Here is a 24,882-nt window from a genome sequence, read left to right on the forward strand (position 1 = left end):
TGGGGGGAGATCAGTTGTCATCGCGGCTTTCGCCAATCGCCAACGTTGCAGGGAAGTGCGAGGCGCGGAAACCGCCAATCCCCCCCCTTGTGGGGGAGATGTCCGGCAGGACAGAGGGGGGTGCGAAGGAACTCTCATTCTCCGAATCTGAGCACCCCAAACTTCGATCCGCAAGTGCGGGATCAGCCCGCCAAATAGGTGTCCGCCCAGTTCGACACCGCCCAGCGCGGGTTGTTGGCGATGTTGCCCACCTTGTCACTGGCGACGCTGATAAAACTCCATTCGGCGACGTTGATCAGCGGCAGGTCGGCCGTGACTTGCCTCTGGAACTCCTTGTAGAGGTCGGTACGCGCCGTGGTGTCGAGCGTTTCCGATGCCTTGGTGATCAGCGCGTCGAGCGCAGGGTTTTTGTAGCCGCCCTGGTTGGAGAACGGCACGCCATCCGGAATGCCGCTCTGCACCAGGATGGTAGTCGAGATCGCCGGGTCGCCGCGGAAGACCGGCGGGCCGACCGCGAGGTCGAAGGCGTGGTCGGTGTAGACTGCCTTGATGTGGGCGGCCGAGTCGTTGTTGACCAGTTGCGCGTCGATGCCGATAGCCGCGAGCGCTTGGCGCAGATAGTCGCCGAACTGTTTGGTCTCGTTGAAATAGGGGGCCGGCAAGAGCTTGAGCGAGAAGCGGTTGCCGTCGGCGCCTTTCTTGTAGCCTGCCTCGTCGAGCAGGGCGTTGGCCTTGGCGACATCGAAGGCATAGGTCGGCACGTCGGCGGTGTAGAATTGCGGATCGTTCTTCGGCACCGGGCCGGTGGCGGTGGCGGCATAGCCGAGGAACACAGTCTTTACGACGAAATCCTTGTCGATGGCGTGCGCGATCGCCTGGCGCACCTTCACGTCGGCCAGTTCCTTGCGGCGATGGTTGATCTCGACGACGAGCTGGTAGGTCAGGCCCTCATAGCCCTTGGTGATGACCTTCAGGCCGGGAACCTTGGAGATGCGGTCGAGGTCGGCCAACGGCACGGCCGAGAAAGCCGCGAGCTGGATTTCCTGCGCTTCCAGCGCCGCAGCGGCGGAGGTGCGGTCGGGCAGGACCTGATAGATGATCTCGTCGAGATAGGGCTCGTCCTTGCCCCAATAGTCCGTGTTCTTCGTCAGCCGGTAATACTGGCCGGCCTTGTACTCGCCGAACTTGAACGGACCGGTGCCGATCGGCGCGTTGTTGGCCGGGTTGTCCTCGATCTTGCCGACCTCATAGACGTGCTTCGGCACAACGCTCGACAGCGCCGGCAAGGCGTTGCGGACCAGCTGGAACGGTGTCGGCTTGGCGAATTTGAACACGGCGGTCAGATCGTCTGGTGTGTCGACCGCGCTGAGGTCCTTGAACACGGTGCGGCCGAGATTCTGCAGCGGCTTCCAGATCTGCAGCGCCGAGAAGGCGACGTCGGCCGAGGTGAATGGCTTGCCGTCATGCCATTTGACTCCTTCGCGCAGCTTGAATGTCGCCGACAGTCCGTCGGCGGCCCCTTCCCAGCTCACCGCCAGCCGTGGCGCAAGCCCGTCCTTGCCGTCGAAGGAGGCTTCCGCCAGCGTCTCGACGATCTTGCTGGAGATGAAGAAAATGCCGTTCGAGGCGACGATCGCCGGGTTGAGATTGCGCGGCTCGGAGTCGGCGGCAAGCACGAGCCGGCCACCCTTCTTCGGCGTCTGTGCCCAACCCAGCACCGGCATGGCCGTGGAGGCCAGCAGCATCGCCGAGCCGGTAAGGATGGTGCGTCTGGAAATGGTGAAACCTGACATGATCGAACTCCGTCCTCTCCGCGCGACCCGACCCGGGCGCGACACCCCTAGAACGCCGGCGTGCATCGGCATCCTTGCGGCGGGGATTATGAGCCTTGCGAAGGGTTTCGCCAGAGACGGAATTGGCGCATCCTGCTTGGCTTTGAAATTTTCGTCCGCTGGACCAGTTTGGCATAAGTTCATTCAATTCCTTTGTCTGGTAGGACCAGATATCCGGATAGCTGGACCGAATACCGGCTTGATGCCGCATGGACGGGCATTCATAACGTTTCTGGCTGGACCAGAGTGAGCAAAATAGTGCAGATTTGATCGCGAGCCAGCGGATCGCTGCTAAACAGCGACGATCCCGGCAATTCAGGGAGAGAGTGATGAACATTGCGCCGGGCAAGGGTGCCGTCAGCAATATCCCGTTCGACCAGGCACGGGTCGACCGGCTGATGGAGGAGGCCGGCATCGACGTGCTGCTCGCGACCTCCAAGCACAACACGCAGTACCTGCTGGGCGGCTACAAGTTCATCTTCTTTGCCGCCATGGATGCGATCGGCCACAGCCGTTACCTGCCGATCGTCGTCTACGAAAAGGGCGGGCCGGATCATGCGGCCTATATCGGCAACCGCATGGAGGGCGGCGAGCACCAGAACCATCCGTTCTGGACGCCGACGCTGCATGCCGCCTGCTGGGGCACGCTCGACGCCGCGAACCTTGCCGTCGAGCATGTCAGGAAGATCGGCAAGGAGGGCGCGCGCATCGGGATCGAACCCGGCTTCCTGCCGTCGGACGCCTATGCGCTGATCCGCAAGGCATTGCCCGACGCGAAATTGATCGACGCGACCGAGATGCTGGAGCGCATGCGTGCCATCAAGACCGATGCCGAGCTCGAAAAGCTGCGCACCGCCTCCGAGTTGATCACCGATTCCATGCTGGCGACCATTGCCTGGGCGCATGAAGGCACGACCAAGGCCGAGATGATCGAGCAGGTCAGGCGCGAGGAGACCAATCGCGGCGCGCATTTCGAATATTGCCTGCTGACGCTTGGCTCCAGCCACAACCGCGCCGCCTCGCCACAGGCGTGGAAGAAGGGCGAGGTGCTGTCGATCGATTCCGGCGGCAATTATCACGGCTATATCGGCGACCTCTGCCGGATGGGCATTCTGGGCGAACCCGATGCCGAGTTGGAGGATCTGCTGGCTGAGGTCGAGACGGTGCAGCAGGCGGCGTTTTCGAAGGTCAGGGCAGGTGTGCTTGGCGGCGACATGATTGCTTACGCCGAGGGCGTGCTGAAGAAATCCAAGGTCGCGCCCTATACGGATTTCTTCGCCCACGGCATGGGCCTGATCACCCATGAGGCGCCGTTCCTGATGACCAACCATCCGGTGACCTATGAAGGCACCTATGCGGCCAAACCGCTTGAGAAAAACATGGTGCTGTCGGTGGAGACCACCATGCTTCACCCGACGCGCGGCTTCATCAAGCTGGAGGACACGCTGGCGGTGACCGAGGCGGGATATGTGATGTTTGGCGATCGCGGGCGGGGTTGGAATCGGGGTGGGATTTCATGATGCCCAAGGCTGGCGCTGCCCCTCATCCGCCTGCCGGCACCTTCTCCCCGTAGAACGGGGAGAAGAAGGCAGCTTCGGCGATTGGCGAAAGCGGCGATGACAGCATATTTCTCCGTCACTATACGGGGAGAAATGTCCGGCAGGACAATGAGGGGCGGCGCGACCCTCGAAGGGTTCACTCCCCCGCCGGCACCAGCCTGAAATCCGGAAGCTCCCTTAGCACCAGCTCCGGCCCGGCCGGCGAATAGACCACAAACAGCTGCATCGGCCCGTCACCAGTGTTGAGCGTCGAGTGGAACCGGCTTTCCGGCACATAGATTGTGCAGCCGGGGCCAACCTTTTCGACCACCGGATTGCCCTTCTCGTCCTCGACCATCTGTTCGCCGTGGCCCGAAATGACGAAGATGATTTCCTCGGCGCCCGGATGGTTGTGGCGGGTATGGCCCTTGCCCGAGGGCAGGTCGACGACGCCGCCGGAAAAGCGGGTCGCGCCATTCACTTCGGGCGCAACGGTCAGGGACAATTTCCCCCAGTCGAAGCCGAAGGCGCTGACGTCCTTCGGATAGACAAACACCTTGCTCTTGTCGGTCATCTCCCATCATCCCTTCTTTTTCTTCGCGGGCGCTCTGTCGTCGCCCAGTGTGACGGCCTTGAAATCCGCCGTCTGCCTGGCGATCGCGGCTTCCGCCGGCAGCCGTTCCATCGAGCTCGCGCCATAGAAGCCGTGCAGGCCCTTGGCCTGGGAGAGGATGTAGCGCGCATCGTCCGGCATCGAAATCGGGCCGCCATGGCAAAGCAGGATGACATCCTTGCGCACCGAGCGCGCCGCCTCGGCAATGGCGTCGATGGCAACGACGCAGTCGTCGAGCGACCTGGCCGAGGTGGCGCCGATCGAGCCGCCGGTGGTCACGCCCATATGGGCGACGACGATGTCGGCTCCGGCCTTGGTCATGGCACGCGCTTCTTCGGGGTTGAAGACATAAGGCGTGGTCAAGAGGCCGAGCTCGTGCGCCTCGGCGATCATGTCGACCTCGAGGCCGAAGCCCATGCCGGTTTCCTCGAAACTCTGCCGCATGCTGCCGTCGAACAGGCCGATGGTCGGAAAATTCTGCACGCCGGAAAAGCCCATCGTCTTCAGTTCCGCCAAAAGCAGCGGCATGATGACGAAGGGATCGGTGCCGTTGACGCCGGCCAGCACCGGGGTCTTCTTGACCACCGGCAAGACCTCGTAGGCCATCTCCTTGACGATCTCGTTGGCGTTGCCATAGGCGAGCAGGCCGGCGGCTGAGCCGCGACCCGCCATGCGGTAGCGGCCGGAATTGTAGATGATGATCAGGTCGATGCCGCCGGCTTCCTCGGCCTTGGCCGACAGGCCGGTGCCGGCGCCGCCGCCGACGATCGGCACGCCCTTGTCGATCATTCCCCTGAACTTCTTCAATATGTCCTTGCGCGGTATGGCTGGCATGTCTGGGTCTCACTGTCTGGCAATGTCGAGGAAGGCGGCGGTTGCCGCTTGGGCGAATTTGGGGTCGTTGATGTGCAGCGGCAGGCGGGTGACGCGGCGCGTCGCATTCGGCCTGATGGTGCGCTCGATGGCGTCGAACAGGACGGCGTCGGCTTCCGGATCGAAGAAGGCGCCGCCTTCGATGTCGAGCGCGGAGACGCCTTTTTCCGGGATCAGAAAATGCACCGGACCTTCGCACTGGGCGAGCCTGGTGCCGATCCATTCGCCGATCGCGCGGCATTCCTGCGCGGTCGTGCGCATCAACGTGACGTTGGGGTTATGCTCGTAGAACAGCCGGTCGCGATGCTGTTCCGGGATGGTCGAAGGCGCCCAGAAGTTGATCATGTCGAGGGCGCCGACCGAGCCGACATAGGGCAGGCCGGTGCGGGCGATGGCACCGAAACGATCCTGCGTCGCAGGCAGAACGCCGCCGAACAGCAGGTCGCAGACCTCCGTCGTGGTGATGTCGATGACACCTGACAGCAGGCTGCTGTCGGCCAATTTCTCCATGCTGCGGCCTCCGGTGCCGGTGGCATGGAAGACCATGCAGTCGTAGACGTCGCGCAATCGATCGGCGATTGCGGTCACGCAAGGCGTGGTGACGCCGAACATGGTGAGGCCGATCGACGCCTTGCCGTCCGCTGCCGGCGCTGGATTGCCTGCCATGCCCGCTATCGCCTGGGCGGCGTTGTGCAGCACGACACGCGACAGCCGGTTGAGGCCGGCCATGTCGGTCACCGATGGCATCATGACGATGTCGGAGACGTCGACATAGGGAGCGGTGTCGCCGGAGGCAAGCGTCGAGACCATGATCTTAGGCAGGCCGAGCGGCAGCGCGCGCATGCCCGCGGTGACGATCGAGGTGCCGCCGCCGCCGCCGATGCCGATCACGCCGGCAATGTCATTTCGCGACTGGATGAATCGGGTGAAGGCGACGCCCATGGCGGCGACCGCCGCGCCACGGTCATTGCCGCCGAGCACGGCCGTGCTGCCGCCGGGATGATGCGCCGCGACATCGGTGGCACCGATGTCGACAGATATTGTTGCCTCTCGCGTTCCGACATCGACACGGCAGACTACTGCGCCGGTGGCAGCGATGGCATCGGCCAGGAAGCCGAGTTCCTCGCCTTTCGTGTCGGTCGTGCCCACCACATAGACGCGCTTCATCAAGGGTCCCCAATCCTGGCGGCTGCGATGCGTGTGTCTCATCGCCAGGGTCGCGCTGGGCTGCCATTGCAATTTTTTGAGACGCGCGTATCGTATTGGTATGGATGTCTCACGTCAACAACCCGCAACGAACGACGATACCGGTGAGAGAGCCGAGCGCGGACCTCGTGCGCGTACGAAACGGCTGATGCTGGAGACGGCGACAAGGCTGATGCAGGCGGGTGTCACCCCCTCGGTCAGCGAAGTGGCGGAGGCGGCGCAAGTGTCCCGCGCCACCGCCTATCGCTATTTTCCGAGTCAGGCAGCGTTGGTGCAGGCGGTCGTCGACGAGGGGCTCGGGCCGATCCTCACCTGGAAATCCACCGCCACCGATGCCGAGCGCCGCGTGGCCGAACTGTTCGATACGGCCATGCCGCGCATCGAGGCCTTCGAGGCCACATTCAAGGCAGCGTTGAAGTTGTCGCTTGATCAATGGGCGCGGCGCCAGGCGGGCACGCTGGGCGGCGAACCGGCCTTCACGCGCGGCCATCGGGTCGAATTGCTGAAGGAGGCGCTGGCGCCACTCAAGGGCCGCTTGTCGCCGCGCGACTTCAAGCGGCTGGCGCAGGCGCTGTCGCTGATCTTCGGTGTGGAGGTGCTGATCGTGCTCAAGGATATATGGGGGCTGGACAGCCGCCGGACGATGTCGGTCGCGCAATGGGCGGCGCGTGCGCTGGTGCGCGCGGCGATCGCGGAGTCGGCCGTCGATACGGCCCGGATCATGCAGGCAACGACACAGAAATAGCGCTTATCTGGTTCTACCAGATTTGGGTGTCGACTAGCGATAATAGTTCCAATGCAAAAGTCCGAACAAGGCCAAAGCGTATCAATGAGTAGGAAAATATAGAGAAAACAGGTGGATAAGTCCGGAATTCGCCGACTTTGTCCGACATCACTGCTCAAGAAAGGGCTTGACGGGCATTCACAATTGGTAATACCAGATTTGGAAAGAAAAGCGGATCGAAAGTGAGGGCTGCGATCCATTTCCGGACAGGGCGAGGAGGCTCCGAATTCGGAAAGCGCGACCACGGGAGGAACTACCAGGGCCGGCTCCGTCGCCGGCTCGCAAGACAGGGTAGAATGCGCACAAGGGAGGAAATCATTATGCGCAAGTTAGTGACCAGCATGCTTGCTGGTATCGGCTTAACGCTTGCCTGCGGAACGTCCGTCTACGCGCAGGAAAAGTCGCTCACCATCTTCTGGGCGGAGTGGGATCCGGCCAATTACCTGCAGGAACTCGGCAACGAGTACGAGAAGGAAACCGGCGTCAAGATCACGGTGGAAACCACGCCCTGGTCCGACTTCCAGACCAAGGCCTTCACCGAGTTCAACGCCCATGGCGACGCCTATGACCTTGTCGTCGGCGACTCTCAGTGGCTCGGGGCCGGCTCCACCGGCGGCCACTATGTCGACCTGACCGACTTCTTCAAGAAGCATGATCTCGGCAACGTCATGGCACCGGCGACGGTGAAATATTATGCCGAGTATCCCGGCAACAGCGGCAAATACTGGGCGATCCCGCTCGAGGGCGACGCCGTCGGCTGGTCCTATCGCAAGGACTGGTTCGAGGATCCCAAGGAAAAGGAAGCCTTCAAGGCCAAGTATGGCTACGACCTCGACGTGCCGAAGGATTTCAAGGCGCTGCGTGACATCGCGGAGTTCTTCCACCGGCCGGACCAGAAGAGATACGGCATCGCCATCTACACCGACAATTCCTATGACGCGATGGCGATGGGCTTCGAGAACGCGCTGTTCTCCTATGGCGGTGAATTGGGCGATTACACGACCTACAAGGTCGACGGCCATATCAACTCCGACAAGGCGGTTGCCGCGCTCGATGCCTACAAAGAACTCTACAAGTTCACACCTCCGGGCTGGGCTAAATCGTTCTTCGTCGAGGACAACCAGGCAATCACGGAAAACCTGGCCGCGATGAGCATGAACTTCTTCGCGTTCTTCCCCTCGCTGATCAACGAGGCCTCGAACCCGAATGCCAAGAACACCGGCTTCTTCGCTAACCCTCCCGGTCCAAATGGCGACCAGTTCGCCGCACTGGGCGGGCAAGGCATCTCCGTCATCTCGTATTCGAAGAAGCAGGACGAGGCGATGAAGTTCCTCGAATGGTTCATCAAGGACGAGACCCAGAAGAAGTGGGCGGCCCTCGGCGGCTACACCTGTAGCCAGGCAGTGCTCAAGTCGCCTGAGTTCCAGAACGCCACGCCCTACAACAAGGCCTTCTACGAGACCATGTTCAAGGTGAAGGACTTCTGGGCGGTGCCGGAATACGCCGAACTGCTGCAGCAGCTCAACCAGCGCATCTACCCCTACATGATCGGCGGCAGTGGCACCGCCAAGGAAACGCTGGACGCATTGGCTGGAGACTGGAACGCGACCTTCAAGAAATACGGCCGCGTGCAATAATCCTTCATGTCCCGCGGAGGGGGCGGTGTCGCCTCCTCCGTTTCTTTTTCTTGAACCGGGAGCAGGGTCTTGGCGACCACGATGATCACCACCCTCGACAGATCCTCGCGCGCCGCGGCGCGCGGCCTGAGCGATATCTCCATCCGCAATCTCTTCATCATTCCGACGGTTCTGTTCCTGATCGTCTTCAACATTTTTCCGCTGATTTACTCGCTCGGCTATTCCTTCACCGATTTTCGCGCGTCGACCAATGCGCCGGCGAATTTCGTCGGGCTGCAGAACTATCGCGACCTGCTCAACGATCCCTACGTCTGGTCGAACTTCGCCATCACGGCGAAATACGTGATTGTCTCGGTCGTCGGACAGTTGCTTGTCGGCTTCGGCGTGGCGATGCTGCTCAACCGGGATATCCCGCTCAAGGGTCTTATCACCACGCTGCTGCTGCTGCCGATGATGCTGTCGATGGCGGTCGTCGGGCTGTTCTGGAAACTGCTTTACGACCCATCATGGGGTGTCATCAATTATGCGCTCGGGCTCGGCAATTTCGAGTGGCTGGCCGATCCCAAGATGGCGCTCTACGCCGTTGCGTTGACCGACATCTGGATGTGGTCGCCCTTCGTCATGCTGCTGTCGCTGGCCGGCCTGTCAGCGGTGCCGAAGCATCTCTATGAGGCCGCCGCGATCGACCGCGCCGGGCCGTTCTACACCTTCTTCCGCATCACCCTGCCGCTGGTCGCGCCGATCCTGATGATCGCGGTCATTTTCCGCACCATGGAAGCGTTCAAGACCTTCGACCTCGCCTACATCCTGACCAGCCAGCCGACGGCCGAGCTGATCTCGATCCGGCTCTACAAGATGGCGTTCCAGGAATGGCAGACCGGGCGCTCCTGCGCGATGGCCTACATCGTGCTGATCATGGTGCTGGCGATCACCAACATCTACGTCAAATATCTCAACAAGGTGAAGGAGCGCTGAGATGGCGGCCGTCCGCACTTCTTCCGAAATCACCTTCAACCGCGTCGCCATCGTCGCCGTGCTGCTGGTGACCATCATCTTCCTGGCGCCGATCTACTGGATCGCCTCGACCGCGTTCAAGCCGCGCAATCTTGCCACCACCATTCCGCCGACCGTCGTCTTCCAGCCGGAGATATCGCCCTTCGTGAAGCTGTTCACCAAGCGCTCCCAATTGCGCAGTCCGCCTTCGCCGGAAGAGTACGCGGCCGCCCCATGGTGGGAGCGCGTCGTGTTCGACGGCGGTGAAAAGATCGTGCGCGACGGCAAGGGCCAGGTGCAGTGGTCGGGCTATCCGAGCCGCTTCCTGAACTCGCTGATCATCGCCATCACTTCGACGGTGCTGGCTGTCGGTATGGGCACGTTCACCGCCTATGGCTTCTCTCGCTTCAAGGTGAAAGGAGAGGCGGACCTGCTCTTCTTCATCCTGTCGACACGCATGCTGCCACCGGTGGTGGTGGCGATCCCGATGTTCCTGATGTACCGCGCGGTCGGCCTCAACGATTCCCATATCGGCCTGATCATCCTCTACACTGCCTTCAACCTGTCCTTCTCGGTGTGGCTGATGAAGGGTTTCATGGACGAAATCCCGAAGGAGTATGAGGAGGCGGCACTCGTCGACGGCTACACACGCATGGAAGCCTTCTTCAAGATCGTGCTGCCGGAGGCCGCCACCGGCATCGCCGCCACAGCCGTGTTCTGCTTCATCACCGCGTGGAACGAATATGCCTTCGCGCTGATCATGACCAACCGCCGCGCCCAGACGGCGCCGCCGTTCATTCCCAGCCAGGTCGGCTCCGGCCTGCCGGACTGGACGGTGATTGCCGCCGGAACCTTCCTGTTCCTGCTGCCGGTCGCCATCTTCACCTTCCTGCTTCGCAATCATCTGCTGCGCGGCATGTCCTTCGGAGCGATCCGCAAATGAGCTTTCGCGCCATCAATCAGAAATATCTGGAGCCCGGTAGCCAAGTGCTGATGGTGCTCGGCATCGTCGCACTCTGCCAGCCGTGGAACATGCTGCTGCACAGCTACGGCCTGACCATCATCCTGATCGGGCTGATCGGTTTCAACATCACCTCGAAGATAGCGCCAGAGGAAGAGGCCGGCACCGGCCATGGCGCGGATACGCGAAATCCGGGAGCACAGCATTGACCCAGATAGAGCTTCGCGGCGTCCAGAAATTCTTCGGTGCCGTCCAGGTCATCAAGGACCTCAACCTCAAGATCGCGGACAATGAGTTCATCGTGCTGCTTGGACAGTCCGGCTGCGGCAAAACGACGACGTTGCGCGCCATCGCCGGACTGGAAACCATCGGCGAGGGCGACATCCTCATCGACGGCAAGCCGGTCCAGCATTTGAAGGCGGCCGACCGCGATATCGCCATGGTCTTCCAGTCGTTTTCACTCTACCCTCATATGAGCGTCTACGAGAACATCGCCTTTCCCTTGCGCGCCACGCGCAAGAGCAAAACAGAGATCGACCAGGAAGTACGCTCGGTCGCCAAGACGCTGCAAATTTCAGACCTGTTGGCCAAAAAACCGTCGGCGCTTTCAGGCGGCGACATGCAGCGGGTGGCGATCGGCCGGGCGCTGGTGCGGCGGCCGAAGGCGATGCTGATGGATGAGCCGATCGGCGCGCTCGACGCCAAGCTGCGCGAAGAGATGCGGGCCGAGATCAAGCGGCTGCACATCAAGCAGGGCTCGACCACCATCTACGTCACGCACGACCAGATCGAGGCGATGAGCCTCGCCGACCGCATCGTCATCATGCATGAGGGCGTGTTGCAGCAGGTGGGAACGCCCGACGAGGTCTATTCGCAGCCGGCCAATCTGTTCGTGGCCCAGTTCGTCGGCAGCCCGGTGATGAATGTCGCCGACGCGGCCGTGACCGAGAAAGCCTCGGCCGCATCGGTGACCCTAGGCGACGCGGCCAGCGGCTTCGAGTTTCCGAACACGTTGCTGTCGAAGCTCAACGGTCATGCCGGCGACGCGTTGGCGCTCGGCATCCGGCCCGAAGGGGTGCTCATTCGCCGTGATGCGGCCGACGGCTTCATGGCGGTCGAGACGCAGATCGTCGAACCGCTCGGCTCCTTCGACATCGTCGACCTCAAGGTCGGCTCCAATATGCTGCGCGCCCGCACCAAGAGCGGCTTCATTTCAGGTCCCGGCGAAAAGGTCTTTGCCAGGATCGATCCGACGCAGGCGCATTTCTTCGACAAGGCAAGCGGCAAGTCGCTTGAGGTGAGGCTCTGATGGCCCATATCCAGCTCAAGAACATCTCCAAGACGTTCGGTAACCACACGGCCTTGACCGGGCTCGACCTCGACATCGCCGATGGCGAATTCTTCGTCCTGCTCGGCGAAACGGGCGCCGGCAAGACGACCACGCTGCGGCTGATCGCCGGGCTGGAGAAGCCGAGCGCGGGGCAGGTCTTCATCGATGGGGTCGACGTTGCCGACTGGGGCGCGGCCGAGCGCGACGTGGCGCTGGTGCTGCAGCAATATTCGCTCTACCCGCGCTACACGGTGCGCGAAAACCTCGAATTTCCGCTGAAGCCGAAGATCCGCAGGTTGCCTGACGCCGAGATCAAGGACCGCGTCGACCGCGCCGCCCGCACGCTACGGATTGAGCACCTGCTCGACCGCAAGACCGACCGGCTGTCCGGCGGCGAAATGCAGCGCGTCTCCATCGGCCGCGCCATCGTGCGCAAGCCGCGCGTGTTCCTGATGGACGAGCCGCTGTCGGCGCTCGACGCCAAATTGCGCGAGGCGCTGCGCACCGAGTTGAAGAACCTGCAGATACAGCTCGGCGCCACTTTCCTGTTCGTTACCCACGACCAGATCGAGGCGATGTCGATGGGTGACAAAGTCGGCGTGCTCAACCATGGCCGCATCATCCAGACCGGCACGCCTCACGAGATCTACAACAACCCGCGCGACACCTACGTGGCGAGCTTCGTCGGCTCGCCGCCGATGAACCTCATCGACGGCAGGCTGGTGAACGGCCGCGCGGTGATGGCGCCATTGAATTTTGAACTGCCGTTTGCAGGGGGAGCCAAGGCGAGTGGGGCGACCGAGGGTCGCCCGCTCGTCTTCGGCATCCGTCCGGAGGATGTGTATCTGGAAAGCGGCGCACCGGTCGAGGCGCGCGTCCACGACGTCGAGAACCATGGCGTGGAAAAGATCCTGACGCTGCGGGTCGGCGATACAACCCTGCGCGCCACGGTGCCGGCCAGGACCGATGTCGCGATCGAGCAACCGGTGCGCTTTGCCTGGAACCCCGACAAGGTGGTGCTGTTCGACAAGGGCAGTGGAGTCAGCTTGCGGCACGCGTCATAAGGCGCGGCTATTTCGGCAGGTAGGTCTCGTAAGGCGTGTCGTTGATCAACAGGATCACGCATTCCGTCTGCGAGAGGCAGGCGTCGTCATGCATCTCATCGGCCTTCTGGGTCCAGTAGGATCCAGGTGGCAGTTCGACCTTGCTCGCCTCGCCGCCTTGCATCTGCCAGTGCGCCCATAGACCCTGGATGACCACGGCGCGATAGTCGGCGGTGTGTGCGTGCACGGGGGCGCGCCAGTTGCCTGGGACTTTCAGCAAGGTTCCGGCGGGCCCCTTGGCCCTTTCGCCCCACAGTGGTCCCAGGCGCTGCGGCTGGTCAAGCGCCTCGGCGACGTAAGGGATCTTGCCTGCCGGCAGATAGCTGTCCTCGAGAGCAAAGGCGCGTCCTGGAATGACCGACAGGACACCAAGCGCGAGCAGTACGAAATGATTGGCCATGGGATTTCCTCCACGGGCCAGCCTATCCGCCGGAAGCCGGCCGGCAATGACGCCGCGTCCAAAAGACCTGGCAATTCCTCCAGCCGGGAGGGATTGGCGTGATTTGGCTGCCTGACGTCAGGACGGCTCTTCGCCGGCACCAATGTGGCGCAGATGGCTCGGCGCCACGCCCATCACCCGCTTGAAGGCGCGGCTGAAGGATGCTTCCGAATCATAGCCCAGTCTCGCCGCCGCCACCGACACCCTCATGCCATCCCGGGCCAACCATTGCCTGGCCTGGTGCATGCGCACGCGCAGCACATATTTGGCCGGCGTCTCTCCGACCACCGTGGCGAAGCGCTTGGCAAAGGCGGAGCGCGAGGCTCCCATCATCCGCGCCAGCGCCTCGACGCTCCAATCGCGATCCGGCTGCAGGTGGATGGTCGCCAGCACCTTGCCGATGTCGGGATTGCGGACGGCCGCGATCCAGCCGGTGGCATCGCCACAGCCGTTCTCGACCCAGGAGCGGATGATCGTGGCGGCGAGCACATCGGCAAGGCGGGCAAGGATTCCGCCGGAGCCGACCCGGTCCATCGTCACTTCGCCGGCCATCGCGTCGAGCAGATGCTGAATGCCCGGTGCGTTCGCCATCAGCTTATGCGCCTGCATCAGGTTGGGCATCATGTCGAGCAGCGGGTGCGAGCCGTCGAGATTGAAATGCATGCTGCCGCAAAACAGCAAGGTCTTGGGGCCGCCACACTCGTTGGAGACGTCGTAGATGTTTTCGCACACCGGTTCGATCGTGTAGCGGCCGATCGGCACCGGGGGCACGCCGGGCGCGCTGGCCAGGACATGCGCGTCGCCGCGCGGGATCAAAAGCGCGTCGCCCACGGATAGTTCGATCCACTCCTTGGCCGGTGAGAACAGCCAGCAGCCCTGCTGGCCGATGAAATGAAACCGAGCCGCCTTCTGTGCGGGAAAGGAAACGGCCCAGGGCTCGCCCAACACGCAGCGGCCGTAGTCGACGCCGTCGAGCCGTAATCCACGCAGCATGTCGGTCAGCGGATCACCGGAAGTCGGCTGCGCCATTTTGGACGAATTGTAATTCATTCCGGCGTTTCTAGCATGGAAACTCCAACTCGTCACTCCCATGTTGCGGTGCAGCCAAATGCTGCGCTGCAAACAAATCGAAGACCGGCCGCATAGCCAAGCCACGACGGCAAGCATGTAACGGGTGGAGCCAGAGCCCGGTTGTTTTCTATGTGGCGCCGCAAACAGATCGGAGACTGACCATGGCCGAACCCGCGACAGGCGCCATTGACGCCGCACTTCTCGACCCCGCCGAATCCGATGAACGAACCGAACCGGCGTGGGGTGCCGTGGTCTCGCTCGCCCTCGGCGTTTTCGGTCTGGTCACCGCCGAATTCCTGCCCGCCAGTCTGCTGACGCCGATGGCGCGCGATCTCGGCGTAAGCGAAGGCGTTGCCGGGCAAGCGGTGACGGCGACCGCGATCGTGGGCGCCATCGCCGCTCCCACCATGGCCATCATCACAAGGCGCATGGACCGCAGGCTGGTGATGTGGATGCTGACGGCGTTCCTTATCCTGTCCAACCTTCTCGCCACCTTTGCCTCGTCGCTGCCCATGCTCCTGCTGGCCCGCGTCGTGCTCGGCGTGGCCCTTGGCGGCTTCTGGGCCATGTCGGCGGCCATGGCGTTGCGGCTGGTGCCGATGCGGCTGATGCCGCGGGCGATGTCGATCATCCTGACCGGCGTGTCGCTTGCCACCGTCACCGCGGCTCCGGTCGGCGCCTATGTCGGCGACATCTGGGGATGGCGCACGGCATTCATGATCGCGACCATCGTCGGGGCGCTGGCACTGCTGGTGCAACTGGCGACCATTCCGAAACTGCCGCCGGTGGGCGTCGCGAGCTTCCGCACCTTGCTCGAAGTGCTGGAGCGGCCGTCGATCAGGGTTGCCCTGCTGGTCGTGCTGCTGGTCGCGTCCGGGCACTTTGCCGGTTTCACCTATGTCCGTCCCTTCCTCGAGAAGGTGCCGGTGCTCAACATCGAGACGATCTCGCTGGTGCTGCTGGCCTACGGCATAGGCGGTTTCTTCGGCAACATCGCCGGCGGCATCCTCGCCGAACGCAACCTCAAGGCCGCCATCGCGCTGGCGCCTCTGCTGATTGCATTGGCGGCCGCCTCGATGCTGATCCTTGGCGCGTCGCCCGCGATCGCCGCCACTGCCGTCGCGGCCTGGGGCTTTGCCTTCGGCGCGGTGCCGGTCGGGCTGCAGAGCTGGCTGGTACGGGCAGCACCCGACCAGGCCGAGAGCGCCGGCGGTCTGATGGTTGCAACCTTCCAGGTGGCGATTGCGCTGGGCGCCGTCTTTGGCGGCCTGCTGGTCGACCATGCCGGCGTCGCCAGTGCCTTTGCCTATTGCGGCGTCGCCACGCTGCTGGCTGCCATCGTGGTGTTCCTGCGCGGCCCGAGGCAGGCCGAATAGTCTCTCCCAACAGCTACCATTGGCAACGGCCCGAGAACCACTACGGTTTTCGGGCCGTTGCCGTTGTGATGGCGGCGACGAAGCGGTTGAGACTGTCCTCGACATAGACGGCCACTTCGATGGTCGGATCAAAGCTCCACCATAGCAACGAACCTTGCCAGTGCGACGCCATCAGCAGGCCGACGTCTGGTGGCGGGTCGTCGATTTCAGCGAAGCAGGCCGCAAGAGCAGCGCACAGGAATGCCTTCCAGGTAGCGCCGCGCGCCCTGAGCACAGGATCGCGCAGATCCTCGCGCAAGACGAGCAGGCCCTCGGCATAGGACTCGATGCCGCCATAGCCCTGCGACAGCGCCACCAGCAATTCGATGGCACCGGCCGGGGTTCTAGCAACGCCGGTGGCCAGCGTTCTGGTCTTGTCGTCGAGATCATCCCAGGCATGCAGCAAGGTGCGCTGCTTCAACCGCGCCTTGTTCTTGAAGCGCTGCACCAGGGTTGCGCCGGACAGGCCGCAGGCTTTTGCCAGACGCTCGAAGGTAAGCGCCTCCGGCCCGTGCTCGTGGATCAATCGCAAGGCTGCTTCCAGCACCTGTTCGTCGGATCGGGTTTTGGGGCGGGTCATCTTGACATTCCAATATAACCGAATGATCATTTATATATGTTGCGAGCGGCGTTTGCCAGCTCGGATTTGATCGATGGTGCTGTTTTGGGAGAGTTCAATGACGTTGCAAGGGAAAGTTGCCCTGGTTGCCGGCGGCACACGGGGCGCCGGGCGCGGCATAGCGGTCGAACTCGGCGCCGCCGGCGCCACCGTCTATGTCACGGGCGGAGCACGCGCGGCCAGCAATCCGAGTATGCCCGGCCAGAGACCATCGAGGAGACGGCTGAACTGGTCACCGTGAACGGCGGCACGGGCATCGCCGCGAAGGTCGATCATCTCATCGCCGATGAAGTACGCAGGTTGGTCGAGCGCATCCGTGACGAGCAGGGTCGCCTCGACATACTGGTCAACGATATCTGGGGCGGCGAAAAGCTGTTCGAATGGGACAAGCCGGTCTGGGAGCATAATCTGGAGAACGGCCTGCGCATGCTGCGCCTGGCCATCGACACGCATCTGATCACCGCGCACCATGCCTTGCCGTTGATGATCGAGCGGCCGGGCGGGCTGCTTGTCGAGATCACCGACGGCACCGCCGAATACAATGCCCGGCATTATCGCCTGTCGCCTTTCTACGACCTTGCCAAGGTGGCGGTGAACCGCATGGCCTGGGCTCACGCCAAGGACCTTGCAAAACACGGCGCCACGTCGGTGTCGCTGACGCCGGGCTGGATGCGTTCGGAAATGATGCTGGAGATCTATGGCGTCGCCGAAGAAAACTGGCGCGACGCCACGGCGAAAGTGCCCCATTTCGTCATCTCCGAAACGCCGCGCTTCGTCGGCCGCGCCGTTGCCGCTTTGGCCACGGATTCGGATCGCTCGCGCTGGAACGGCCAGTCGCTGTCCAGCGGCGGGCTGGCGCAGGTCTATGGTTTCACCGATTTGGACGGCTCGCGACCCGATGCCTGGCGCTATGTTCCGGAGGTTCAGGATGCCGGCAAACCAGCCGATGCAACAGGCTACCGGTAGAGCTGAACTGCTTCAGGCCGAGCGCCCATCGAAGTCGAAGATCGACAAGGTGGACGGGTCGAGACCGGTCAAGCAGTTGATGTTGACGTAGGCGCTGCGTTCGCCGCTTTCGCTGGTGTCTTCGGCAAAGGGATGGATGCCGCAGGTTCGGCAGAAGCGGTGTGCTATTTTCGCTTCGCCGAATGTGTAGCGGCCAAGGTCATCGCCCCAGGCGACGAGTGTGAGCTTGTCATGTGGCACGGCCCACAGCAGCGCACCCTTGCGGGCGCAGATCGAGCAATTGCAGCGAACGACGCCCTCGAGCTCGCCCTCGATTTCGAACGCAACCTTGCCGCAATGGCAGCTGCCCTTGTACAGCATCAGTATCTTCCTGTCGCTGGCCGGTGCAAAGGCACGCTGGCCGGGTTATTCCTTCGGCAGACCTGGCGGCTGCTTGCCCGAAGGACGTTCTATCCTGGCGGAGTCCGACATCGACATGCAATCAATCCGCGACCGTCTCGAAAACATCCTGTCACGTCTTGCCAATCGTGCAGCCGACGAGAAGGTCTACACGAAGCTTTATGCCGAAGCCGCACGGGCCGCGGCTGACGCCAGCGATGCCCGCAAACGAGCCGGCGTGACGCTTGGGCCGCTCGACGGCACCATTGTCTCGATCAAGGATCTGTTCGATGTCGCCGGCGAAGCGACCACGGCGGGCTCGCTGATGCGCAAGACCGCCGCGCCGGCTCAGCGCGATGCGGCCATCGTCGGCCGGCTTCGGCAAGCCGGTGCGGTCATCATCGGCAAGACCAACATGACCGAATTCGCCTTCACCGCGATCGGCGACAACATGCATTACGGAACGCCCGGCAATCCCGTCGACCCAGGGCGCATTCCAGGCGGTTCGTCCTCGGGCGCCGGCGTGTCTGTCGGCGAGGGGACGAGCGACATCTCGATCGGGTCCGACACCGGTGGTTCGATCCGCATTCCGGCGGCGCTCAATGGTGTCGTCGGCTTCAAGCCGACAGCACGGCGCGTGCCGCTGACCGGCGCCTTTCCGCTTTCGGGCACGTTGGACTCTATCGGGCCGCTCGCCCGAACCGTCTCGCAATGCGCAGCCGCCGACGCGGTGATGGCCGGCGAGGCGTCGAACGAATTGGCCGCCATTCCACTCGCCGGGCTTCGCATTGGCATTCCGCGCGGCGTTCTTTTCGGCGACATAGAAGGCGGGGTTGCCGCGGCCTTCGAGCATTGTCTTGGCAGGATCGAACAGGCCGGCGCGCACATTGCGGATCTATCGATCGACGACATGATCGCGGAGTTTCGTGCGGCCACCAAGCGCGGTTCGATCGCCGCCATGGAAGGCGCCGAGGTGCATGCCGACTGGCTGGCGGCAGGCGCGCCGGCGCCGGTCGACCCGCATGTGAGTGGACCCTTGTCGCGGGCGGCGCTGCTGCCGGCGCCCGTCTATATCAGGGCGCTGCGCCGGCGCGCCGCACTGGTCGCTGCCATGGACGAGCGGCTGGCGTCGGTCGATCTCCTGGCTCTGCCGGCCATACCGGTGACCGCCCCGACCATCGCCTCCATGGCCGAGGACGCCGAGCTGCGCGACCGCACCGAAGGACTGCTGCTGCGCAACACGCAGGTCGCCAACCAGTTCGACCTCTGCGCGATCTCGCTGCCAATGCCGGGCACGGCGCTGCCGGCTGGCCTGATGCTGGTCGCGCGCAACGGCCACGACCATCGTCTGCTGCGGATAGCGGCTGAAGTGGAGAGGCTGCTGTGACGAGCAGCGTGCCCACGGCAATCAGTGCGCCGCGCAGCGCCTGCGCTCGGCTTTGCCAGAGGCGCGTTCGATACGCGTAACGACCAGCATGGGCGGCTCGTTCGGCTCACCGCGATGCTGGATCGATCCTCTGACGACGAGCTGTCCCGCGTGGAGTTTGTCGGAAGTGTCGGTTGCGGCCCTGTCTTGCAGCGCCAATTTGGTGGTGTTGAGCGCCACGCCTTTGATGACCTTGCCGGTGGCCAGATCCAGCGCGTTACCCGAGGGACAAGGGTCTCTGAAGCAGACGATTCCATTGCTGCAGTAGACATAGTCGCTGCCCTCTGCCGCAGCGAGTCCAGGCAAGGTCGCGGTCGAACACGCGGCGAGAACCAAGGATGCCAAGCGACGATACAACATGACTTTCAGCGTCACCAACAATTGAAGCGAAACCGCGGTATATTTCACGTGTCGGCCGGAAACCGCCGCCGGTAATGATCGACCACTTCGGGATTGCGCAGATTGACAGGCAGCTTGCCGGCCAGCACCAGCAGGGTCTCGCCGGCCGCGCCGACGCCCATGCGCATCATCGATTCCTCGGTAATCCCTGCCATATGCGGGGTGATGATGACATTGTCGAAGCCGAAATAGGGATGATTTGCCGGTAGCGGCTGTGTCGAGAAAACGTCGAGCGCGGCGCCGCCAATGCGGCGCTCCCGCAAGGCCTCGATCAGCGCGTCGTCGTCGACGACCGGCCCACGCGACACGTTGATCAGCAGTGCGTTGGGTTTCATGCGGGCGATGCGCTCGCGGCTGATCAGGCCGCGCGTCTCCGGCGTCAGCGGGCAGCAGAGCACGATGATGTCGCTCTGCTCGACCAGCGCGTCGATCGACAGGAAGCCGACTTTTTCCGGCGCCGGCTGCATGCTGCGCGTCGTTGCCACAACCTTGAGGTCGAAGCCGTGCGCGGCGATATGCCCGACGCCTTGCCCGACTGCGCCGAGGCCGACGATGCCGATGGTCTTGCCGGCGAGTTCGATGTTGGAGTTGGCATGCTCGCGGCCGGCAAGCCAGCCCTTGGCGCGCAGGTCGCGGTCGACCCTGCGGAATTGCCGCAGCAGCGCAAGCGCGGTGAACATGACGTGTTCGGCGACCGAGCGGGCATTGACCGCCGGCACGTTAGCCACCAGCACGCCGGCCGCCGCGGCTGCTTCCATCGGGATCATGTCGAGCCCCGCGCCATGGCGAATTGCGGCCCTCAGCTTCCAGGCGCCCTCGAACAGCGCCGGCGGCAGCGGCGCCCGCACGATGACGATGTCGGCATCCTTGGCCTCCCTGGCCAATGTGCCGGCGTCCAGCGCCGAAGCGATCACCAGCTGACCGGCGCCGGCGAGCTTGGCCGAGGCGCGCGGGTGCAGCGGATGGGTCGACAGGATCTTCGGCACGGTCTGGGTCACGGTCAGGCCTTTTCGAGCGCCGCGCCTGCCGGCGAAGCCGCCATGCCGCCCTCGATCAGGCCCTTCCAGTAGCTTTCGGCGCCTTGCAGATGGGCGCTCATCAGCGCCTGGGCGAGATTGCCGTCGCGGCGCAGCAGCGCCTCGTAGATCTGCACGTGCTCGGCATGCGAGCGCACGCTGCGTTCGGGATCGTTGAAGTAGATCGGCAGGCGCTGCTCGCCCATCAGATAGTAGACGCTGCAGATGTTGTGGAAGACGCTGTTCTTGGTGGCGCGCACGATTTCGAGGTGGAATTCGCGGTCCTCCTTGGCCAAGCCTTCGCCAGCGGCGATGCGCTCCTCGGAGGCCTTCAGGATTTCGCGCAGCCGTTCGAAATTTTCCTCGGTGGCGCGCGAGCAGGCAAGCTCCGCGGCCTTGATCTCATGGATCTTGCGCAACTCGACCGTTTCATAAATCTGCAGGGGATCGAGCGGCAGGCCGGCGCGTGCGAACAGCGCCAGCGCCTCCACGCTCGCCTGTTTGGTGTCGATGTAGATGCCTGATTTGGCGCGGCGCTCGACGATGCGCATGGCTTCGAGGATGGCAAGCGCTTCGCGGATCTGCCCGCGGCTGACGCCAAAATGCTCAGCCAACTCGCGTTCGGAAGGCGTGCGGCCGCTCTCCTTGTCCGAGTGGGAGAACAGATAGGCGGCGAGTTCCGCGAGAAGGTTGTTTTCTTTCATCGTCAATTGCGTTGCGCGTGCGCCTCCAGGAATCGCTCCGAAATGGTGAATCCCAATCCGGGCTTTTCCGGGATCGCTATCATACCGTCCTTCGCTTCGACAGTCTCATCGACCAGATCGTGGATCATCGGGTTGGCGCCGAGCGAATATTCGACCGTGAAACTCGAAGGCGATGCGGCACAGACATGCAGTCCGGCGAAGAAGCAGGGCGCGCCGGCCCATAGATGCGGCGCAAAGCGCAAATTGAAGGCGCTGGCGATGGTGCCGATCTTCATTGCCTCGCTGATGCCGCCGCAAAAGGCCGGATCCGGCTGGAAGATGTCGGCGGCCTTGAGCACGGCGAGGTCGCGAAAGGCATAGCGCGTCGCCTCGCTTTCGCCGGTGGCGATCGGAACGGCGCCGGCGGCGCGCACTTCGGCCATGCCCGGCTTGTCGTCGGCGATCACGGGCTCCTCGAACCAGGCGAGGTCGAGATCGCCGACGAGGTGGATGAAGCGCTTGGCTTCCGCCACGGTATAGGTTCCGTGGGCATCGACCATCAGATCGACATCGGGGCCGAGCGCCTGGCGTGCCGCGCGCACGCGAGCCGCGGAAATATGCGCGGCGCCATCCATGGCGCCCACCCGCATCTTCAGCGCCTTGAAGCCGCCCCTGGCGATATAAGATTTCAATTGCTCGCCGATGGCATCGGCCGACGCCCAGCCACCGGAGGCATAGGCCTGCATGCGATCGACCTTACGGCCACCGAGAAGCCGCCAGACCGGCTGGCCCAGCGACTTGCCCAGGATGTCCCAGAGCGCGATGTCGACGGCGCTGATGGCGGCGACGCTCATGCCGCGCCGCGCCAGCTGCGGCATGGCGTGGCCTGCGTGGGCGGCACTCTGGTGGCGCACGCCGTTGTAGAGCATTTCCCAGATGACGCCGATATCGGCCGGATCGCGGCCGATCAATTGCGGCCCGACTTCTTGGTTCAGCATATGGACGAGGGCGCCATAGCTGCCGGCACTGCCGGCCGCATTCTTGCCTTCGCCCCAGCCGACCAGCCCGTCATCGGTTTCGATGCGCAGGATGGCCGCGTCGAAGGTCGTCACCTGGCCGAAGTCGCTGCGATGCTGCTTCGCGGCTTCGATCGGGACGCGGACCCACCAGGCCTGGACTGTCTTGATGCGCATATTTTTCCCCAGCCCTGCCGCCGGCCAAGGCGGAAGGGCAAATTCCCAGAGGCGGTCGACTACTTGATCAGCGGCAACAGCGTTTCGGCGGTGATGCGCATCTGGTCGGTGTAGAATTTCTCGGTCAGTACGCTGGAGCCGTGATCCTGGATGAACTTCAGCTGCTCGGGCGAGATATCGACCGGGTGGCGCTCAACCATGTCGGGATAGGGTGCCGCCGGCGTGCGGTCGACCGGGGCGACGAACTCGTTGGTCAGCGCGCCGTCATAGCCGACTTCCTTCAAGGTCGCGACGATCCTGGGCCAGTCGATCTGGCCGAGGCCGGCGGCGAAGCGGTTGTTGTCGGCGACATGGAAGTCGAACAGGCGCTTTCCGACCTGCCGGATGGCGTCATGGACGTTAAATTCCTCCATGTGGAGGTGGTAGGCGTCGAGGCAGACGCCGCATTCGGGGCTCACCGCATCTGCCAGCGCCAGTGCCTGTGCGCCGCGGTTGAACAGATAGGTCTCGAAGCGGTTCAGCGGTTCGACGGCAATCTTGACGCCGACCTTCTTGGCGTGGGTGAAGCATTCGCGGGTCGCGTCGACGACCCACTTCCACTCCTCTTCCTCGGTGCCGTCCGGCACCACCTTGCCGACGGTTGCCGGAACCAGCGTGATGATCTCGCCGTCGAGTTCGCTGACCATCGTCAGCACGTCCTTGACGTATTGCACGGAGCGCTCGCGCTGGCCCTGGTTCCTGGCGGCGAGGTTGCGTTCGCCCAACATCAGGGTCACCGCGCCCCAGCAGCGGATGCCATGCTCCTTCAGCAGCGCCCGCGTCTCGTTGGTCTTGTACTGCGCGGGCTCGCCGGAAATCTCGATCGACTCATAGCCGAATTTCTTGATGCGCCTGAGCGTCGTCTCAAGGGGTTCCGCACGCATCCAGTTGTGCGTCGAAAGATGCATGGTCTGTCCTTCCCAGATTCGTCCGTATGGTTTGCCTGCGACATGCATCGCCGGAAGACGACGCAAGGGTTCCTCCCCAAGGCATCCCCAGCCTTTTCCCGCAAACTGGTTCGACCAATTGGGCCTGAAGCGAGGTCTACAGCAAATTCCCTGGAACGGCAAGAAGCGTGGAGACGCTACTTCCTGTGTGAATTATAACATTGATTGTATTGCGTTATGTGCCGATATTTTGGATATGCGGAGGGCTTCGCCGTGACATTGTCGGGCTTGACCAAAATCCCCCATTTGGTAATACCAGAATGGCCGTGCCTGTAAGGCGCCTGGTTCGAAAAGACCAAAATGGCTGGCCCTGCTTCCAATCGGCGCTATGCTTGGTCGCGACAAAATGAGGAGGATGCCGATGCCGACGACAATGAAGGGCCCTGGACTGTTTCTGGCGCAGTTCGCGGGCGACGCCGCGCCGTTCAATTCGCTGGCGTCGATCACCAAATGGGCCGCCGGTCTCGGCTACAAGGGCGTGCAGATCCCGACCTGGGACGCGCGCCTGTTCGACCTCAAGAAGGCGGCGTCTTCCAAGGCCTATTGCGATGAGGTGAAGGGCATCTGCACTGACGCCGGGGTCGAGATCACCGAACTGTCGACGCATCTGCAGGGGCAATTGGTAGCGGTGCATCCGGCCTATGACGCGCAGATGGATGGTTTCGCGCCGCCATCGGTGCACAACAACCCGAAGGCGCGGCAGGAATGGGCCGTCGAACAGATGAAGTTCGGTGCCAAGGCATCGCGCAATCTCGGGCTGAATGCCTCGGTGTCGTTCACCGGCTCGCTGGCTTTCCCTTACCTCTATCCCTTCCCGCAGCGGCCCGCAGGTCTGATCGAGGAAGCCTTCGGCGAACTCGGCAAACGCTGGAAGCCGATCCTCGACGCCTATGAGGACAATGGTGTCGATGTCGGCTACGAAATCCATCCTTCAGAGGACGTGTTCGATGGGGCCACCTTCGAGATGTTCCTCGACGCCGTCGGCGGCCACAAGCGCTGCAACATCAATTACGACCCATCGCACTTCCTGCTGCAGCAGCTCGACTATCTCGAATTCATCGACATCTATCACGAGCGTATCAAGGCGTTTCACGTCAAGGACGCCGAGTTCAACCCGACCGGCCGGCAGGGCGTGTACTCCGGTTACCAGAGTTGGACCAACCGTGCCGGCCGTTTCCGTTCGCTGGGCGACGGGCAAGTGGATTTCGGCGGCATCTTCTCCAAGCTGACGCAGTACAATTACGATTCCTGGGCGGTTCTGGAATGGGAATGCTGCCTGAAGCATCCTGAGGACGGTGCGGCCGAAGGGGCACCCTTTATCCAGCACCACATCATCCGGGTGACCGAGAAGGCATTCGACGATTTCGCCGCGGGCACCACGGACAAGAAGCTGCTGCGCGCCATGATGGGAATTTGACGCG

The 24,882-nt window shown here is 63.0% G+C and carries 24 protein-coding genes and 1 pseudogene; 12 read left to right on the top strand and 13 right to left on the bottom strand.

Going from position 1 to position 24,882, the window contains the following annotated elements; all coding sequences use genetic code 11:
- Window positions 1-182: 182 nt before the first annotated feature.
- On the bottom strand, window positions 183-1,793 hold the full coding sequence (locus EN850_RS05790) for an ABC transporter substrate-binding protein (protein WP_136090813.1): 1,611 nt from the start codon (window positions 1,791-1,793) through the stop codon (window positions 183-185).
- A 368-nt stretch (window positions 1,794-2,161) separates the two neighbouring features.
- Between EN850_RS05790 and EN850_RS05795 the strand changes: the two genes are divergently transcribed.
- A complete protein-coding gene (locus EN850_RS05795; RefSeq protein ID WP_136090814.1) occupies window positions 2,162-3,352 on the top strand; it encodes a Xaa-Pro peptidase family protein in 1,191 nt (396 codons plus the stop codon).
- Between the two features lie 175 nt (window positions 3,353-3,527).
- Here the strand turns inward: EN850_RS05795 and EN850_RS05800 are convergent, their stop codons facing one another.
- Genes EN850_RS05800 through EN850_RS05810 form a run of 3 tightly spaced genes read right to left on the bottom strand, consistent with a single transcriptional unit; the run spans window position 3,528 to window position 6,023 of the window.
- Window positions 3,528-3,944: a cupin domain-containing protein gene (locus EN850_RS05800; RefSeq protein ID WP_127279966.1), complete on the bottom strand. Its 417-nt coding sequence runs from the start codon at window positions 3,942-3,944 to the stop codon at window positions 3,528-3,530.
- 6 nt (window positions 3,945-3,950) lie between these two features.
- On the bottom strand, window positions 3,951-4,817 hold the full coding sequence (locus tag EN850_RS05805) for a phosphoenolpyruvate hydrolase family protein (RefSeq protein ID WP_136090815.1): 867 nt from the start codon (window positions 4,815-4,817) through the stop codon (window positions 3,951-3,953).
- Between the two features lie 9 nt (window positions 4,818-4,826).
- Complete coding sequence (locus EN850_RS05810; protein WP_136090816.1) at window positions 4,827-6,023, bottom strand: Tm-1-like ATP-binding domain-containing protein; 1,197 nt, start codon at window positions 6,021-6,023, stop codon at window positions 4,827-4,829.
- Between the two features lie 100 nt (window positions 6,024-6,123).
- Between EN850_RS05810 and EN850_RS05815 the strand changes: the two genes are divergently transcribed.
- The 7 genes from EN850_RS05815 (at window position 6,124) to EN850_RS05845 (ending at window position 12,831) form a co-directional block, all read left to right on the top strand.
- Window positions 6,124-6,807 (top strand): TetR/AcrR family transcriptional regulator, encoded by a 684-nt coding sequence (locus EN850_RS05815; protein ID WP_136090817.1) that lies wholly within the window; start codon window positions 6,124-6,126, stop codon window positions 6,805-6,807.
- A 359-nt stretch (window positions 6,808-7,166) separates the two neighbouring features.
- Window positions 7,167-8,483 carry an ABC transporter substrate-binding protein gene (locus EN850_RS05820; protein WP_127279271.1) on the top strand — a complete coding sequence of 439 codons (1,317 nt, stop codon included), beginning with the start codon at window positions 7,167-7,169 and terminating at the stop codon, window positions 8,481-8,483.
- 69 nt (window positions 8,484-8,552) lie between these two features.
- Window positions 8,553-9,458 carry a sugar ABC transporter permease gene (locus tag EN850_RS05825; RefSeq protein WP_015315632.1) on the top strand — a complete coding sequence of 302 codons (906 nt, stop codon included), beginning with the start codon at window positions 8,553-8,555 and terminating at the stop codon, window positions 9,456-9,458.
- A gap of 1 nt (window position 9,459) precedes the next feature.
- The gene (locus EN850_RS05830; RefSeq protein WP_127279270.1) at window positions 9,460-10,419 is read left to right on the top strand and encodes a carbohydrate ABC transporter permease; all 960 of its coding nucleotides are present in this window, start codon (window positions 9,460-9,462) and stop codon (window positions 10,417-10,419) included.
- Window positions 10,416-10,646: a hypothetical protein gene (locus tag EN850_RS05835; RefSeq protein WP_127279269.1), complete on the top strand. Its 231-nt coding sequence runs from the start codon at window positions 10,416-10,418 to the stop codon at window positions 10,644-10,646. Before EN850_RS05830 ends, EN850_RS05835 begins: the two co-directional genes overlap by 4 nt.
- Window positions 10,643-11,746, top strand: coding sequence for an ABC transporter ATP-binding protein (locus EN850_RS05840; RefSeq protein WP_136090818.1), 1,104 nt, complete (start codon window positions 10,643-10,645; stop codon window positions 11,744-11,746). The genes EN850_RS05835 and EN850_RS05840 overlap by 4 nt, the downstream gene beginning before the upstream one ends.
- The gene (locus tag EN850_RS05845) at window positions 11,746-12,831 is read left to right on the top strand and encodes an ABC transporter ATP-binding protein (RefSeq protein ID WP_127872317.1); all 1,086 of its coding nucleotides are present in this window, start codon (window positions 11,746-11,748) and stop codon (window positions 12,829-12,831) included. Before EN850_RS05840 ends, EN850_RS05845 begins: the two co-directional genes overlap by 1 nt.
- Before the next feature lie 7 nt (window positions 12,832-12,838).
- Here EN850_RS05845 and EN850_RS05850 read toward each other — a convergent pair whose 3' ends face one another.
- Window positions 12,839-13,270 (bottom strand): DUF4437 domain-containing protein, encoded by a 432-nt coding sequence (locus tag EN850_RS05850; RefSeq protein WP_127279574.1) that lies wholly within the window; start codon window positions 13,268-13,270, stop codon window positions 12,839-12,841.
- Window positions 13,271-13,387: 117 nt separating this feature from the next.
- Window positions 13,388-14,359 carry an AraC family transcriptional regulator gene (locus EN850_RS05855; protein WP_127872318.1) on the bottom strand — a complete coding sequence of 324 codons (972 nt, stop codon included), beginning with the start codon at window positions 14,357-14,359 and terminating at the stop codon, window positions 13,388-13,390.
- Between the two features lie 182 nt (window positions 14,360-14,541).
- Here EN850_RS05855 and EN850_RS05860 point away from each other — a divergent pair, with 182 nt between their 5' ends.
- Complete coding sequence (locus tag EN850_RS05860) at window positions 14,542-15,756, top strand: MFS transporter (protein ID WP_136090819.1); 1,215 nt, start codon at window positions 14,542-14,544, stop codon at window positions 15,754-15,756.
- Between the two features lie 40 nt (window positions 15,757-15,796).
- On the opposite strand, the gene EN850_RS05865 is transcribed toward EN850_RS05860, so the two are convergent.
- Window positions 15,797-16,375 carry a TetR/AcrR family transcriptional regulator gene (locus EN850_RS05865; RefSeq protein WP_245520978.1) on the bottom strand — a complete coding sequence of 193 codons (579 nt, stop codon included), beginning with the start codon at window positions 16,373-16,375 and terminating at the stop codon, window positions 15,797-15,799.
- 97 nt (window positions 16,376-16,472) lie between these two features.
- Here EN850_RS05865 and EN850_RS05870 point away from each other — a divergent pair.
- Window positions 16,473-17,380 (top strand): annotated as a pseudogene (locus EN850_RS05870) (SDR family oxidoreductase).
- A gap of 12 nt (window positions 17,381-17,392) precedes the next feature.
- Here EN850_RS05870 and EN850_RS05875 read toward each other — a convergent pair.
- On the bottom strand, window positions 17,393-17,740 hold the full coding sequence (locus tag EN850_RS05875; RefSeq protein ID WP_136090820.1) for a GFA family protein: 348 nt from the start codon (window positions 17,738-17,740) through the stop codon (window positions 17,393-17,395).
- Between the two features lie 115 nt (window positions 17,741-17,855).
- On the opposite strand from EN850_RS05875, the gene EN850_RS05880 reads away from it, so the two are divergent.
- Window positions 17,856-19,145 carry an amidase gene (locus EN850_RS05880; RefSeq protein WP_136090995.1) on the top strand — a complete coding sequence of 430 codons (1,290 nt, stop codon included), beginning with the start codon at window positions 17,856-17,858 and terminating at the stop codon, window positions 19,143-19,145.
- 21 nt (window positions 19,146-19,166) lie between these two features.
- Here the strand turns inward: EN850_RS05880 and EN850_RS05885 are convergent, their stop codons facing one another.
- From EN850_RS05885 to EN850_RS05905, 5 genes are read right to left on the bottom strand one after another with little or no spacing between them, the layout of a single operon-like run.
- Window positions 19,167-19,592, bottom strand: coding sequence for a hypothetical protein (locus EN850_RS05885; RefSeq protein WP_246689151.1), 426 nt, complete (start codon window positions 19,590-19,592; stop codon window positions 19,167-19,169).
- A complete protein-coding gene (locus EN850_RS05890; RefSeq protein ID WP_136090997.1) occupies window positions 19,589-20,569 on the bottom strand; it encodes a hydroxyacid dehydrogenase in 981 nt (326 codons plus the stop codon). Before EN850_RS05890 ends, EN850_RS05885 begins: the two co-directional genes overlap by 4 nt.
- Before the next feature lie 14 nt (window positions 20,570-20,583).
- Window positions 20,584-21,303 (bottom strand): FadR/GntR family transcriptional regulator, encoded by a 720-nt coding sequence (locus EN850_RS05895; RefSeq protein ID WP_127281234.1) that lies wholly within the window; start codon window positions 21,301-21,303, stop codon window positions 20,584-20,586.
- Window positions 21,304-21,305: 2 nt separating this feature from the next.
- Window positions 21,306-22,475, bottom strand: a complete 1,170-nt coding sequence (locus tag EN850_RS05900; RefSeq protein ID WP_135881447.1) for a mandelate racemase/muconate lactonizing enzyme family protein — start codon at window positions 22,473-22,475, stop codon at window positions 21,306-21,308.
- 59 nt (window positions 22,476-22,534) lie between these two features.
- Window positions 22,535-23,422 (bottom strand): sugar phosphate isomerase/epimerase, encoded by an 888-nt coding sequence (locus EN850_RS05905; protein ID WP_136090821.1) that lies wholly within the window; start codon window positions 23,420-23,422, stop codon window positions 22,535-22,537.
- Window positions 23,423-23,822: 400 nt separating this feature from the next.
- Here EN850_RS05905 and EN850_RS05910 point away from each other — a divergent pair, with 400 nt between their 5' ends.
- A complete protein-coding gene (locus EN850_RS05910) occupies window positions 23,823-24,878 on the top strand; it encodes a sugar phosphate isomerase/epimerase (protein WP_127277894.1) in 1,056 nt (351 codons plus the stop codon).
- Window positions 24,879-24,882: the final 4 nt, after the last annotated feature.

Origin of the sequence: Mesorhizobium sp. M8A.F.Ca.ET.207.01.1.1 (genome assembly GCF_004794715.1) — a bacterium.
In the GTDB taxonomy this organism is placed as follows: Bacteria; Pseudomonadota; Alphaproteobacteria; order Rhizobiales; family Rhizobiaceae; genus Mesorhizobium.

What these genes read in the sequence shown, in the direction of transcription:
- EN850_RS05855 (WP_127872318.1), bottom strand. Translation starts at nt 14,359, where the DNA reads ATGAATTACAATTCGTCCAAAATGGCGCAGCCGACTTCCGGTGATCCG.
- EN850_RS05900 (WP_135881447.1), bottom strand. Translation starts at nt 22,475, where the DNA reads ATGCGCATCAAGACAGTCCAGGCCTGGTGGGTCCGCGTCCCGATCGAA.
- EN850_RS05800 (WP_127279966.1), bottom strand. Translation starts at nt 3,944, where the DNA reads ATGACCGACAAGAGCAAGGTGTTTGTCTATCCGAAGGACGTCAGCGCC.
- EN850_RS05810 (WP_136090816.1), bottom strand. Translation starts at nt 6,023, where the DNA reads ATGAAGCGCGTCTATGTGGTGGGCACGACCGACACGAAAGGCGAGGAA.
- EN850_RS05910 (WP_127277894.1), top strand. Translation starts at nt 23,823, where the DNA reads ATGCCGACGACAATGAAGGGCCCTGGACTGTTTCTGGCGCAGTTCGCG.
- EN850_RS05905 (WP_136090821.1), bottom strand. Translation starts at nt 23,422, where the DNA reads ATGCATCTTTCGACGCACAACTGGATGCGTGCGGAACCCCTTGAGACG.
- EN850_RS05795 (WP_136090814.1), top strand. Translation starts at nt 2,162, where the DNA reads ATGAACATTGCGCCGGGCAAGGGTGCCGTCAGCAATATCCCGTTCGAC.
- EN850_RS05805 (WP_136090815.1), bottom strand. Translation starts at nt 4,817, where the DNA reads ATGCCAGCCATACCGCGCAAGGACATATTGAAGAAGTTCAGGGGAATG.
- EN850_RS05790 (WP_136090813.1), bottom strand. Translation starts at nt 1,793, where the DNA reads ATGTCAGGTTTCACCATTTCCAGACGCACCATCCTTACCGGCTCGGCG.
- EN850_RS05835 (WP_127279269.1), top strand. Translation starts at nt 10,416, where the DNA reads ATGAGCTTTCGCGCCATCAATCAGAAATATCTGGAGCCCGGTAGCCAA.
- EN850_RS05865 (WP_245520978.1), bottom strand. Translation starts at nt 16,375, where the DNA reads ATGACCCGCCCCAAAACCCGATCCGACGAACAGGTGCTGGAAGCAGCC.
- EN850_RS05860 (WP_136090819.1), top strand. Translation starts at nt 14,542, where the DNA reads ATGGCCGAACCCGCGACAGGCGCCATTGACGCCGCACTTCTCGACCCC.
- EN850_RS05830 (WP_127279270.1), top strand. Translation starts at nt 9,460, where the DNA reads ATGGCGGCCGTCCGCACTTCTTCCGAAATCACCTTCAACCGCGTCGCC.
- EN850_RS05845 (WP_127872317.1), top strand. Translation starts at nt 11,746, where the DNA reads ATGGCCCATATCCAGCTCAAGAACATCTCCAAGACGTTCGGTAACCAC.
- EN850_RS05815 (WP_136090817.1), top strand. Translation starts at nt 6,124, where the DNA reads ATGGATGTCTCACGTCAACAACCCGCAACGAACGACGATACCGGTGAG.
- EN850_RS05875 (WP_136090820.1), bottom strand. Translation starts at nt 17,740, where the DNA reads ATGCTGTACAAGGGCAGCTGCCATTGCGGCAAGGTTGCGTTCGAAATC.
- EN850_RS05895 (WP_127281234.1), bottom strand. Translation starts at nt 21,303, where the DNA reads ATGAAAGAAAACAACCTTCTCGCGGAACTCGCCGCCTATCTGTTCTCC.
- EN850_RS05880 (WP_136090995.1), top strand. Translation starts at nt 17,856, where the DNA reads ATGCAATCAATCCGCGACCGTCTCGAAAACATCCTGTCACGTCTTGCC.
- EN850_RS05820 (WP_127279271.1), top strand. Translation starts at nt 7,167, where the DNA reads ATGCGCAAGTTAGTGACCAGCATGCTTGCTGGTATCGGCTTAACGCTT.
- EN850_RS05850 (WP_127279574.1), bottom strand. Translation starts at nt 13,270, where the DNA reads ATGGCCAATCATTTCGTACTGCTCGCGCTTGGTGTCCTGTCGGTCATT.